The 13,765-nt window shown below is 41.8% G+C and carries 10 protein-coding genes; 3 read left to right on the top strand and 7 right to left on the bottom strand.

From position 1 onward, the window contains the following. Positions 1 to 5 precede the first annotated feature (5 nt). Both CD03_RS38670 and CD03_RS35410 read right to left on the bottom strand, forming a co-directional pair. Complete coding sequence (locus tag CD03_RS38670; protein WP_242849173.1) at positions 6 to 116, bottom strand: NUDIX domain-containing protein; 111 nt, start codon at positions 114 to 116, stop codon at positions 6 to 8. Continuing rightward, positions 95 to 1,018, bottom strand: coding sequence for a LysR family transcriptional regulator (locus tag CD03_RS35410; protein ID WP_044289780.1), 924 nt, complete (start codon positions 1,016 to 1,018; stop codon positions 95 to 97). The genes CD03_RS38670 and CD03_RS35410 overlap by 22 nt, the downstream gene beginning before the upstream one ends. 116 nt (positions 1,019 to 1,134) lie before the next feature. On the opposite strand from CD03_RS35410, the gene CD03_RS0130720 reads away from it, so the two are divergent. Continuing rightward, positions 1,135 to 2,157, top strand: a complete 1,023-nt coding sequence (locus CD03_RS0130720) for a YeiH family protein (RefSeq protein ID WP_027296893.1) — start codon at positions 1,135 to 1,137, stop codon at positions 2,155 to 2,157. A gap of 120 nt (positions 2,158 to 2,277) precedes the next feature. Here CD03_RS0130720 and CD03_RS0130715 read toward each other — a convergent pair whose 3' ends face one another. From CD03_RS0130715 to CD03_RS0130700, 4 genes are all read right to left on the bottom strand, one after another. Then, positions 2,278 to 3,081 (bottom strand): MerR family transcriptional regulator, encoded by an 804-nt coding sequence (locus CD03_RS0130715; RefSeq protein ID WP_027296892.1) that lies wholly within the window; start codon positions 3,079 to 3,081, stop codon positions 2,278 to 2,280. A 59-nt stretch (positions 3,082 to 3,140) separates the two neighbouring features. Beyond that, positions 3,141 to 3,809, bottom strand: a complete 669-nt coding sequence (locus tag CD03_RS0130710; protein WP_027296891.1) for a potassium channel family protein — start codon at positions 3,807 to 3,809, stop codon at positions 3,141 to 3,143. Positions 3,810 to 3,835: 26 nt separating this feature from the next. After that, a complete protein-coding gene (locus tag CD03_RS0130705) occupies positions 3,836 to 5,128 on the bottom strand; it encodes a TrkH family potassium uptake protein (protein ID WP_027296890.1) in 1,293 nt (430 codons plus the stop codon). Positions 5,129 to 5,390: 262 nt separating this feature from the next. Then, a complete protein-coding gene (locus tag CD03_RS0130700) occupies positions 5,391 to 6,776 on the bottom strand; it encodes a L,D-transpeptidase family protein (RefSeq protein ID WP_027296889.1) in 1,386 nt (461 codons plus the stop codon). A gap of 259 nt (positions 6,777 to 7,035) precedes the next feature. Here CD03_RS0130700 and CD03_RS0130695 point away from each other — a divergent pair, with 259 nt between their 5' ends. Beyond that, a complete protein-coding gene (locus CD03_RS0130695) occupies positions 7,036 to 8,142 on the top strand; it encodes an Ig-like domain-containing protein (protein ID WP_027296888.1) in 1,107 nt (368 codons plus the stop codon). 88 nt (positions 8,143 to 8,230) lie between these two features. After that, complete coding sequence (locus tag CD03_RS0130690; protein WP_052378060.1) at positions 8,231 to 10,387, top strand: alpha-amylase family glycosyl hydrolase; 2,157 nt, start codon at positions 8,231 to 8,233, stop codon at positions 10,385 to 10,387. 120 nt (positions 10,388 to 10,507) lie between these two features. Here the strand turns inward: CD03_RS0130690 and CD03_RS0130685 are convergent, their stop codons facing one another. Continuing rightward, a complete protein-coding gene (locus tag CD03_RS0130685) occupies positions 10,508 to 13,762 on the bottom strand; it encodes a DEAD/DEAH box helicase (RefSeq protein WP_044289778.1) in 3,255 nt (1,084 codons plus the stop codon). Positions 13,763 to 13,765: the final 3 nt, after the last annotated feature.

Genomic DNA, 13,765 nt, shown 5'->3' with positions numbered 1-13,765 from the left:
CCTCTTTAAAACAACTGGCCAAAACGTTCACGGCACCCCGGTGCAAAGGAAATATGACCGGTTTCTTCTTTTACTTCCCGGATGGCACACCCCTCTATGGATTCATGAGGCTCCACGTGCCCTCCCCAAGGAGTAAACCCACACCAGTCATACAATACCGGTAAAATTCCAGGTATTCCTTTTCAAAAATACTATCTTTTAGATATACAAAGTTAAATTCACGTGCCGCCTGGAAGTTTTGTATCGTTACCTTTTTTAATTTTCCTTCTCTGATTTCTCTTCTCACCACATATTCGTAGGCAAATGTCAATCCCAGCTTTTCCTGTACCAGATGTTTGATGACTGCAAAATTCCCCATTTCACTCAGCTTTTCAAACTGCCCGATGCTCAGATTGTGTTCAGCCAGTATATCCTCCAGAATCCATCTCGTTCCCGAACCTTTTTCCCTTATAATCAGCGGATACTTCGTGATATCATCCATCAGCATTTCTTCCTGTATGGGAAAATCAGCGGCACACACTGCAATAAATTTTTCGTTTGCCAGAAGCACGTGACTGTAGGCATTCTTGTCAAACCGTCCTTCTACAACTGCAAAATCTATTTCACCTCCATCCAGTTTTTTCAGCAGTGCCGCTGTATTTTCAACCAGCATGGACAATCTGTTTTGGGGATACTCTTTTAGATACGCGGCTAAAATAGGCGGCATCAGATACTCCCCAATACTCAGGGTAGCTCCAAACCTGAAATACCTGGCGGCTGCAACAGGCTGCTGCATTAATTCATGAATTTTCCGGCTGTTCGCCTCCATTGTCAGTGCCGACCAGTAGAATATCTGTCCTTTTGGCGTAAGTGTAAGTTCTCTTGCTTCATGGTCAAAAAAATTCATCCCGTATTCCCGTTCCAGATATTGAATATGCTGGGTAACTGCCGGCTGGGTAATATGCAGGGAATGTGCCGTCTTTGTATAATTTTTTAATCTGCATAATTCAAGAAAAGTTTTTATTCTAAAATCTAACATACGTCTCCTTAATATAAATATATATTATAGTTTTATAAAATTTAATAATTTTATTTTATAACCAAATGATGGTAAAATCAACAGGAATTGAAAAATAGTATAAAGGAGTGAATGTTTTGAAAAAATTTACGGAACCACTGAAAAATTTGATTCCAGGATTCATCGTCTGCCTGATTATCTCATGTATCGCTCAGATAATCAGTTCATTTGTACCTGCTGTGGGCTCTGCCCTGTTTGCCATCGGCATCGGCATTCTTTGCGGCAATACCTTTTTAAACAGGGAATCCCTGAATAAAGGATGTAAATTCTCTGAATCTATGCTTTTGGAGTATTCCATTGTACTCACCGGGCTGACACTTCATCTGTCCGATATCCTTGGTGTAGGTATCTCCGGCATAATTTTTATTGCACTGCAAATGTCCCTTACCATTACCGGGACCTACCTCATCGGCAAACGGCTGGGCTTTCGCAAAAAATTCTGTCTGTTGATGTGCGCCGGAAATGCAGTCTGCGGTTCCTCCGCCATTGGAACAATTTCTCCGGTGATTGACGCAGATGCCAAAGATAAAGGGATTTCCATTACGATTGTAAATATTACCGGCACTTTTCTGATGGTAATTCTTCCGGTCATCACAGGCATTTTATACCATAATGAGACAATTCATGCTTCCGGTATGATTGGCGGAGTGCTGCAATCCATTGGCCAGGTTATTGCATCCGCTAAATTTATCAATGATGACGTGGTACAGATGGCAACCATATTTAAGATTATCAGAATTGTATTCCTGGTTGTGGTGGCGTTGGTTTTTTCCAAAATGAACACTGCTGATGGGGAAAAGCTCTTTATAAAGAAACCCTGGAAGAGCACGCAAAGTACAAGAATTTCCTGTGGGATTCCCTGGTTTATCATTGGATTTTTCATTTTCAGTATTATAAGCAGTATAGGCATAGTACCCCTTCCGATGATAAAAGCTGCAAAATTGATAAGCGGACAGTTTGAAATCATAGCCCTGGCAGCTATTGGTATGCGGGTGAAATTCCAGGATCTTTTGGATGAAGGCCCAAAATCAATGCTGTATGGGGGACTGGTTGGCACCATGCAGACTGTATTGGCAATTGTCCTGCTCTTCCTGGTTTAAGTGCGCTATACTTTTTTAAGCAAATATACTCCATTTCATAAAAATACCGCACCCGGGCGGCTGCTTTCGCAATCCCCTGATGCGGTAACGGGCTTTCATTTTTCCGGAAATCCCGGATTTCTATTCCGAATATTCCACCGGAATGATGATCTCTGTGACATATTTATTTGGATTTCCCTTAAAGATCATTCCAGGTCCCTTATGATACACTTCTCTGGAAGGCGTAATACAAGTATAACCCTTCTCCCTGGCATAGTCGAGCAATGCCTTGTATGCTCTGTGAAGTCCTTCATAACTACCTGTGTGCATGGTACAGATTGCCTTATTTACAGCCGGCAGCTGTTTGGATCTGATATTCTTTCCCTCTGTCAGACCTTTTGCAGGCACACAGATCTCAATATCTGCTTCTTCTTTAAAATCATCGTCATGGTAACAGCAAAATGGTTCGCCGGCTCCTTTTCCCTTGATTTCCCTGTAAATCTCAGCCATATACTTGCCCATATCCTGATACCTTCCCTTAAATCTTATCGATGCCGCTGTGACAGCAGGGAAACTTTTGATCTCAATTTTATATTCCATAGATTCCACCTCCGCGTCTTTGGGTTTCAAATAGCGGTCCATCCGGCGGATAAGTTCCTTTTCTTTTTGAATCTGCCTGCGGATCATATCCTGCTTTTCTTCCAGATAATAGGATATATCTTCTGTACTTCTGCAATTTTCCATAATATCCTTCACTTCCGCAATACCAAAACTCAAATTTCGCAGAAACTGAATCAGTTCTGCTTTCTTAAAATCTACCTCACTGTAATAACGGTAACCGTTTTCGGCTCTGTGGGATGGTTTTAAGATACCCGCTTCGTCATAATAACGAAGCGCTTTCACCGTTAACCGGGTGATTTTAGAAAATTCACTTATCTTATACATGTTCCGCCTCCCTGTTACACTCATTGTAAACCTTCCTGCGCGGTGGAATGTCAATCCTTTTAATTCAATGAATCTTCAAATTTCTGTACATTATCTTTTTTCCCTACTACAACAATAATGTCTCCCTCCGAAAAACGGTAATTGGGGTTTATCTCAATGTCTGTTTTATTCTCTCTCTCAATTGCAATGATATTTAGCCCATATTTCTGGCGAAGATCTGCTTCAAGGATACTTTTGTCCACCAGGGAGCCGGATAATTTAATTTCTGTAATTTCCACATTATTATTTAAAGAAATGTAATCTAAAACACTGTTTGCCAGGAGCCTGTTTGCCAGACGCACAGCCATATCACTTTCCGGATATACTACCTGTGCCCCTATTTTTTCAAGGACAGCTCCCTGATCCGGGCTGATCGCCTTTGCAATGACTCTGGGTACTCCCAGGCTTACCACATTCAGGGTCGTCAGAATACTGGTATCAATTTTCTCACCTATGCAGACTACCACCGTATCACAATTTTGTATTCCGATTTCTTCCAGAACTTCTTTGGTAAGCGTCTCCGCCACAAAGGCATTTTCCGTAAATTGTCTCAGCTCTTTTACTTTACTTTCCGTATTATCAATTACGATAACCTCTTCTCCTGCCTCTGCAAGTGTTTTTGCAAGTGCCGTCCCAAATCTTCCAAGCCCAATAATACCATAGGAATATGTTTCTCTATTTTTTCTCATAATGTTAACCTTTCTGTTTTATATTGCTAACCTATAATAATTGTTTCTTCCGTATAACTTACATTCGAAGTTGCCTTAAATGCCCATAAAGATGCAATGGTCAGCGGTCCAAGCCTCCCGATAAACATGGTAATAATCAGTACCACTTTACTTGCCACACAAAGATCCGGTGTAATTCCCGTAGACAATCCCACTGTACCAAATGCAGACGTCACTTCAAAAAACAACTGAATAAAAGAACAGTCCGGCTCTAATATACATAGTGCAAATGTACCGGTACATACTACAAGCAGCGCCAGGAACGTAATGATAAAAGCCTTTGTGATTACCTCTGTGGGAATCTTACGGCGAAATGCTGCACTGTGCTGATTCGTAGCCGAGCTTTTGGTAGCCTGCATCAATGCAAAAAAAGTACTGGTTTTAATACCGCCTCCGGTAGATCCCGGTGAAGCTCCGATAAACATTAAAATAGTCAGAACAAACAACCCGGCATTTGTAAAGCTGCCGATTGGATATGTACTAAATCCTGCTGTACGTGCGGAAACACTCTGGAAAAATGCTCCCAGCCAGGTGATATCTTCTGTCAGCTTCAATAGAATCGTACCAATAGCCAGCAGGAAAATACTCATGGTAATAACTACTTTAGAATGAAGCCTTAGTTTCTTAAAAGAACGTGTCTTAATTATATCTAAAATAACCAGAAATCCCAAACCGCCAAAAATAATCAGCCCGCAGGTAGTCAGGTTTAAAAGTACGTTATTCTGATATGGTATCAGGTTTTGTAATCCTCCCAGAATATCAAATCCGGAGTTATTAAATGCTGCCACCGAATGGAATAAACTGATGCCAAGTGCATCAAGGGGTGGAAAATCCTGCACAAATACAATAAAACTTAAAATTACTCCGGCTCCTTCAAAACACAGGGTCATAAGTAACACAGCCTTAACCAGACGCACAACGCCTTTAAAACTGTTCAGGTTCATGGCTTCTTTTACTAAAAGCCTCCCCTTAATTCCCACACGTTTTCCGGCTGCAAGAATAAAAGTAACACCGACAGCCGTAACTCCTAAACCGCCTATCTGAATCAGAAGTGCCACCACCGTTCTTCCAAACACTGTAAAATGCTCTGCCGTGTCAATGGCAATTAAGCCCGTTACACAGACTGCACTGGTGGATGTAAATAAGGCATTGATAAAACTTACTTCAGCCCCATCATTTACCGATATGGGCAGCATCAAAATCAAAGCACCTGCAAAAATAACCAATGCAAATCCCAACGCAATCAACCTTCCCGGTGACTGCTTTTTAAAAAATTTCATTTCATTCCTCCTGTGATTTCATTATGCAAATACCGAACTCAAAAAACTTAAAATGCACAAAAAGACATAATCTGCGTAAAAATCAGATTATGCCTCTTTCCATTATTTTCTAAGGTTTTTGCCCTAAACGTCCCCTGCATATATCACAAATGCCATCATTATCTTCTGAACTGTCCATATTGCAAAAATCCTTTCTCTAACTTATCAGTAAATTTATTTGACTCTATTATATTTAACTGTATAGAAAACGTCAAGGTATTTTTTAATATACAATAACCGGTGTTCCAATCTCTACTGCTTCATAAATTTTTTCTGCATTATCATAGGGCGTGTTCACACATCCATGAGAACCATCTGTCTTATAGATCTCTCCGCCAAATGCAGGACGGTTCAGGTCATGGATACCCACGTCCCCATTGAATGGCAGCCAGTAATCTACGGGTGATGCATAACCTTCTCCCTTTAGAATCGCGTTACGCTTCTTGGCATCTATTGCCCAGCATCCACCCTTCGGCGTATCCCATCCTTTGGAAGAGTTTCCGGTTACAATCGGAGTGTCTACAATCAGGTCTCCGTCTTTATAACACCACATCCGCTGTTCTTCAATGCTTACCTCTACGTAAGTATCACCAATATCATTTGTGGACCGGTCCATAGCGGTATAGACATATTCCGGTTCCAGAGTCTCCACCTTGCCTGCTTTTAAAGCCTCTAATAAAATCTCGGTTGTAGCATCCACATCCGTCGCCCAGCCATAGTCTCCGCCCTCCAAAGTGATCGTATCTCCTTTTGAAGTCTTAAATTCCCTGCTGAGTCCGAACGTATCCGTTTCCGCCGCCATTTTATTGACCCACTGCCTTACTTTATCTTCATCAATGGAGTATTCTCCATTATCCCCTTCAACCAGCCATTCTCTGATCTGGCCCCTGTCTGCTACCAACTTACGGTCAACAAAATCGAAAGTAATCTCTGCCTGGGTTAAGCGGTTGAGTTCTTCCACCTGATTAACCATTTTTTCATTGTTGCTGTAGACTACAGGATTCTTGTAAAGTCCTGCTTCTTCAAAAGATAGTTCTGTTTTATGTTTGTCTACCGCATCAATAATTGCCTGTTTCACCTGCTCCTGATCCATGGTATTTCCCGCCACTTCCGGGACGATCTCAAAGCCGGTGGCCGTCTCTTCTATGTAAGCATCTTTCGGTTCCACGATATTTCCATCCTTAAAACACTTTAAATTCTTAACCAGTGAAGACACCAGCTCTTTATCATAGGAAGTATTAACCGATGTTTCGTAATTCTCTTGTTTTCCCATATGTAAAAACCATAAAAATGGCTCCTGGGCTTTTAAGAGCTTCTCTACTTCCTGTTCTTCATCTGTGTACTGAAAACCCAGCTGTTCCGCCGTAATCACTTCTTCAAAGTTATCACGTCCTTTTAAAGTAAGATTGTATACAAGGATACTCTCCTGTATCTTATCCTCTACCTGGGCAACGGTTGCATTACTGCAATCCAGACCGTTTATAACCGTGCCGCCGTAGAAATGCTTCGTAAAATAAACTGCAATTCCCAGGTAAACACCAATTATAATCACGAAAAATCCAATTACTACCCCTAAAATTATTTTTTTCTTCTTAGTATTTCCCTTCATTTTTTCACCCCTTATGTCGTACTTTTTCAGCTCACGATACACTGATTTTCTTTAGCCTGAACATGTTTGATAACTGCCTGCTGCATGATCGTTACATGACAGGCTCTCATACAGTATATCATACCAGATTAATATATAAAAGTCATGTATGAAAACTTAAGCAAAAGTTCATATTATAGATGTTGCTAATGCTTTTTTCCTTGTGTATAATGGGTTACATCTATGAATAAAATATTAACAGCAAGTGAAGGATTGAATCATGCATAAGAAATTCCAAAAATTGTGTCTCGTTTTGCTGGTACTTACCACATTCTTTTCCCTTAATATGAATGTCTCCGCAGGCAGGTTTTCCAAAGTTCCTCCTGTCTCTATCAAATTAAAGCGTCCTGCTCTTTCCGTAAAAGAAGGCCAGACAGTAAAATGTATTGCACATGTGGTACCGCAGAATGCCACCAGAAAAAAGATAAAATACCGCTCTCTTAATATGAAAGTAGCTAAAATATCTTCCAAAGGACTGATTACCGGTATAAAACCTGGCAAAGCAGTCATCGTCTGCTCCGTAAAAGGAGCTGCATCAGTGAAAACAAGATGTACGGTAATTGTGTCCCCTAAAAAATCAGAAATTACCTTTGAAAAATATGTACAGAACCTCTTTGCAGGTGAGTCAAATAAGATCACTCCTTATAAAAACGGGAAAATAATGGCAGCTGACCGGGTAACATTTGTTTCCAGCGCCCCCGCAACAGTGTCGGTTGACAGCGCCGGCAATATAAAAGCTTTGCAGTCCGGAACAGCTGTTATAACAGCTTCATCTGTGAAAAATCCGTCATCAGCCTCCTGTACCATACGTGTAAGTAATCGATCTGCACAGGGAAAAAGCTCAACTGTCTTTGTTGGAGCTTCCAGGACAAAAGGTAAAGAACAGATCCTGGATGACCATACGAAAAACATTCAATTTATTACAAAAAGCGGTGCAAGGCTTCCGTGGTTTCAAAACACCGCATTTGTAGAATTAAAAAAGTTCCTGGATAAAGATCCCGGACGAACTGCCGTCATCTGTATGGGGGTCAACGATATGCAGGATATTGAAGGATACATTGCCCTCTGTCGGGAGCTTATGAATCAGTATCCACAAACCAGAATTTATATTACTACTATTACACCTGTGGAAAGCACCTTCACTTATCATACAGATGCTCAGATCCGGACTTTTAACCGTAAATTAAAAGCGGCTTTTGGCACCAGTGTAATCAATACCTACCGCTATCTGAATAAAACCGGCTTCGAGACTATAGACGGTATTCACTATGAACGGTCTACCTGCGCCAAAGAACTGGACTATATTCTGGATGCTATCGGTAAATAGGCATCAGCCGCAGCCAATGCGGCATCTTTTTAACTACTTAATAATGCAGTATCGCAGGCGGAACCTGCGATATGCAGGGGGTATAATAATGAAAAAATCCACAGTAATTTCAACAAAAGAGTATTCCACAAAAGTACTGCCTTCTATGATGAGCAACCATCTCCTTCCGTTAGATACAGTAGAAGGATACAAGGTTCGTCCAGGATTTTATGAAATTAACGGCGCCACTGCTATACCGGGTGGAATCAGTTTTACCGTTCATTCCCATAATGCCGTCTCCTGCGAACTGCTGCTCTACCATCCCGGACAATGCTCACCCTATGCCGTCCTGAAATACCCCGATACTTATAAGATCGGGCATGTCTTTTCTATGATTGTATTTGGTCTGAATATGGCGGATTTCGAGTATGCCTTTCGTCTGGATGGCCCTTACCAGCCGGAAAAAGGGTTCATTTTCGATAAGACAAAGCCGCTGCTGGATCCCTATGCCAGAGCTGTAACCGGACAAAGTGTGTGGGGTGTGCAATCCTCATGTGATGTCCAGTACCGGGCACGGGTCGTAAAAAACAACTTTGACTGGGGCAACTTCAGTCAGCCCCTGATTACAATGGAAGATCTGGTCATCTACGAGCTTCATATCCGGGGATTTACAAAACATATCTCCTCAGGAGTTCAGCATCCGGGAACTTTTGACGGATTAAAGGAAAAAATTCCATATTTAAAAAGGCTGGGAATAAATGCGGTTGAACTGATGCCGATTTTCGAATTCGATGAAATGAGCGACCGCAGGGAAGTGAACGGAAAAGAACTTCTAAACTACTGGGGCTATAATACCGTGGGCTTTTTTTCTCCCAATACCAGCTACGCCTCCCATAACGAAGCGAACCAGGAAGGACTGGAGCTTAAAAATCTGATAAAGTCTCTCAATGAAAACGGCATAGAAGTAATTTTAGATGTAGTTTTTAATCATACGGCAGAAGGAAATGAAGCCGGACCGTATTTTTCTTTTAAAGGATTTGACAACAATATCTATTATATTCTGACGCCGGACGGAAAATATTATAACTTCAGCGGATGCGGCAACACCTTAAACTGCAATCACCCCATCGTCCAGCAGATGATACTGGAATGTCTCCGCTACTGGGTCACCAATTACCGGGTTGACGGATTTCGCTTTGACCTTGCTGCCATCCTGGGCCGTAACGAAGACGGTTCTCCAATGAGTAAACCTCCACTGCTGCAAAGTCTTGCATTTGATCCGATACTTGGCAATGTAAAACTGATTGCGGAAGCCTGGGATGCAGGTGGTCTCTATCAGGTGGGTACCTTCCCTTCCTGGCACCGCTGGGCGGAATGGAACGGAAAATACCGGGATGATCTTCGGAGCTTTTTAAAAGGGGATTACTGGCTTGCTCCTGAAGCCGTTAAACGCATTATCGGCTCTCCGGACCTCTATGACCCCAAACAGCGGGGCTATAATGCATCTGTTAATTTTCTTACCTGCCACGACGGTTTCACCTTATATGATCTCTATTCTTATAATGAGAAGCACAATGAAGCAAACGGATGGAATAATACGGATGGAACCAATGATAACCGCAGCTGGAACTGCGGCGCAGAAGGTGATACCACAGATCCGCAAGTCTTAAAATTACGTCACCGGATGATCAAAAATGCCTGTGCCGTACTGATGTGCAGCCGTGGCACCCCTATGTTCCTGGCTGGAGATGAATTTTGCAATACTCAGTTTGGGAACAATAATCCCTATTGTCAGGATAATGAAATTTCCTGGCTGGATTGGACTCTGCTGGAAAAAAACCAGGATATGTTTGACTTTTTTTCCTATATGATAACATTTCGCCGCAGCCACCCTGCGATTAGATGCAGCCTCGCACCCAGTTTCTGTAATCTGGAAGCCATCAGTATTCACCAGTTAAATCCCTATGAAAGCCATGTTACTTCCGAATCAAAAATGATCGGTATTTTGTTTTCCGGACGGCTTCCCGATGAGTCAGGGGATGATATTGTGTATCTGGCTGTCAATGTTTACTGGGAACCACTGACTATCACACTTCCTTCATTGCAGGAGCCGCTGAAATGGCAGCTTGCAGTCAATACTGCCGAAGAAAATCCGCTGAGAACATGCATCCAATCCTCTGATATGGCAGTCATGGAAGATCATGCTTTCCGGCTGGAACCACGTTCTGTTGCCGTGTTTACTGCCGCCCAAGTGAATCATCATTAAACTTTCAGGTAGAATAAATATAATGATTTCATATTACGCAATTATTATTTTCAGCCATGCAAAGAGTCAGCAGATAACCACCACCCCGGCGTATCTGCTGACTCTTTGTATTATAAAACCTTAAACAGTTTCCAATATACCCATAAAATCTTCTTTTGATAAATTAGATACGGACACGCCATCTTCCGAAATAATCTGATCTGACAGATTCTTTTTCGCTTCCTGAAGCAGAAGTATTTTTTCTTCAATGGTATTTTTTGCTATTAGTTTGTAGACACTCACCGTATTCTTCTGTCCAATCCTGTGTGCTCTGTCAGTTGCCTGATTCTGCGCCGCTACATTCCACCAGGGGTCAAAATGAATTACAATACTTGCACCGGTGAGATTGAGTCCCGTTCCTCCCGCCTTCAAAGATATCAGGAATACCGGTACATCATTTTCATTAAATTCCGCTACCAATTGCGCCCTCCTGGATTTTGCAGTAGCTCCGGTAAGTTTGTAATTTCTGATTTTTGCCTTTTCCAGCTCTTTCTCCAGAAGCACAAAGAGACTTGTAAACTGTGAAAATACCAGTATTTTGTGACCGCCTTCCACTGCATTTTTTATCAATTCCATGCAGGTATCCAGTTTTGCCGCTCCCCCCTTATAATCCTCATACACCAGTGACGGTGCACAACAGACCTGGCGAAGTCTGGTAAGCTGTGCCAGAAGCTGTATTTTGCCAGTTTGGAATTCTTCTTTGCTGGTTTGATTAAGGGTTTCCAAAAGCTTGTTTACATTGGCGCGGTAGAGCTCATTCTGCTCTCCTTCCAATTTGGAATAAATAACATTTTCTTCTTTTTCCGGAAGGTCTTTTAATACCTCAGACTTAAGCCGCCGCAGAATAAAGGGCTTAATCATTTTCTGCAGACGCCTGGTCACAATCTCATCCTTTGCCTGGACGATTGGTGTTTCATACTCTGTTTTGAATTTTTCATAGCTGTTCAGCAATCCCGGCATCAGATAATCAAAAATACTCCACAACTCACTCAACCGGTTTTCTATGGGGGTTCCGGTGAGTGCAAATTTCACTTCCGCCTGGATGAATTTAACAGCCTTTGATGCCTGGGTTGTGTGATTTTTAATATTTTGTGCTTCGTCAATTACCTGGGCAAAAAAATGTTTGCCCTCATATTCTTCGATATCACGCTTTAAAAGATCATAGGAAGTTACGATAACATCAAAATCCTTATATCCTCTTAGCAGATCTCTTCGTTCTGCCATGCCCCCGGCCAAAACTAATACATTCAGATCCGGTGCAAATTTCTCTATCTCACTTTCCCAGTTATAAACAAGAGAGGCCGGACATACAATCAGGGTGGGCTCTTTTTTCTCATTGTCTTCTTTCTTCTTCAAGAGAAAACCTATAATCTGAAGCGTCTTTCCAAGCCCCATATCATCAGCTAATATCCCGCCAAATCCCATAGCATCCAGTGTACACAGCCATCGAAATCCCGTCTTCTGGTAATTTCTCATAACCTTCTTCAAAGAAACCGGTACTTCGTAATCACTGTCTTCCACATCCTTCATATTACGGATCATAGACTTAAATGATGCATCCCGATGAACCTCCGTACCTTCACTTTTCAGAACCTGATCCAGATAAAACGCCCGATATTTTGGTATCTCAATAGATCCGCCGGAAATCTCTCCGGCTTTTAAGTTCAGTCCGTCAGCCAGCTCAGATATAACTGCCAGTCCATTATCCTCAAGTTCTATGAAATCACCATTTTTTAATCTGTGGTATTTTTTTCTCTGACGGTAACTCTGAAGCATCCCCTTCAGGTCTTCTTTCGAAAGATTCCCCGCATCTACCTGAAGATCCAGCAATCCGCCTTTTACCGAAATTCCCACTGTAATCTTGGAGGCCCCGGTAACCTTAAGCTTCTGAAAAGCTTCCGAAATATAGACTTCTCCCGCTTTTTCTATCTGGAAAATACCGGTAGTCAGAAGATGGTAAACCATATCCTCATTTTCTTCATCAATCCAAAAACGGTTATCTGTACTGATCCCTTCAAAATAAGATTCAACCGTTTTTACCGCCATCGCTTCTTTTTGAATATCCCGAAAAGCATTACTGAAATCATAATGTTCCGTAAGATCATAGACCTTTTCACCATATTCCGCTTCCATTTTTGCGGTAATAAACCCCTGGTCATAGTCAATATAAATTTTAATTAGTGCTTCATGGGGAATATATTTATCCAGATCCCCATCCACTTTAAGCTGTGTATATTTTTTTAGAACCGGCAGTAAAGAACTGCAAAAAGAACTCATATCCTTTTCTTCCACATCCAGAACCACTTCTTTATTGATCTTGCCTATTCTGCAGACAGACCCCATCTCCCGCGTGAAATCGGCATCGCACTCGTATACGGTTCTGCCGCTTCGCAGATACAGCTTCCCATTTCCCAGAAACGCTTCCTCTTCCGGAACCACAAGGGAAAATCCTCCGCCTTCGCCCAACCGTTCCAATCCAAAATACAGCGTGGGATTTTCCTTTACCACAAATAACTCCTTATCTCTGGTCAGATAATCATCCAGATTACAGGACTTATCCACCATCATGTGTAAAAAAGCCCCCCTTGCTTCATCCGATATTTTAAAATATCGCATACTGGGCATATAATAAGTGCTGTTGTGGTAGTAACGGTACTCACCTATATACTTTTTCAGATAGGAAATGATCTCCTGCGCCTGTTTTGTAAAAGCACCCATTTCATGGATAAAGCCTAACTTTTTCCCATAATCCACCTTTTCATTCCGGTCTATCGCCTCCAGAAATGAATGGATATCCTTTACAACATATTTATTTTCTGCACCGACACGAAACCCCAGTGACCAACCGGAATAGTCCCGTATCAGGGTTGGCTCAAGATCTATATTACCCGTAACATCCGGCTGCAGAAACTGTGCTTTCTTCTGCATGGTATATTCAAAGATAAGCTTGGATAATTCCGGCGCCGTATGAACTTTTTTAGACTTTAACTGCTGGATTTTGAATTTTTCAAAATCATACAGTGCCTTAGACTTGGTGGATGAGGCATACTTTAGTGCAAGGGCCACACAATGTTTGCACATACCTGGATATTTAAAAAATGCAGGACATTCACATTCATACTCCAGGAAATCTTCTGATTCCACATCATAATCAAACCAGACATGGTAATCTGTACCGGAACTTCCTTCCACATCCCCGCTGGCATGAAAAATACCGGAAGATTCATCCATATCGGAATGTACGCCGTAGACCATCCCATTTTCATTCAGCGAAACACCTTTGATATAAGATTTATTATAACAGTTATCTTTTATAGTTTTAATATCAATCTTCATCTA

It is taken from the genome of Robinsoniella sp. KNHs210 (genome assembly GCF_000686105.1).
Classification (GTDB): Bacteria; Bacillota; Clostridia; order Lachnospirales; family Lachnospiraceae; genus Robinsoniella; species Robinsoniella peoriensis.
The sequence above is the reverse complement of the archived record's forward strand: the minus strand, read 5'-3'. Positions and strand labels throughout refer to the sequence as shown.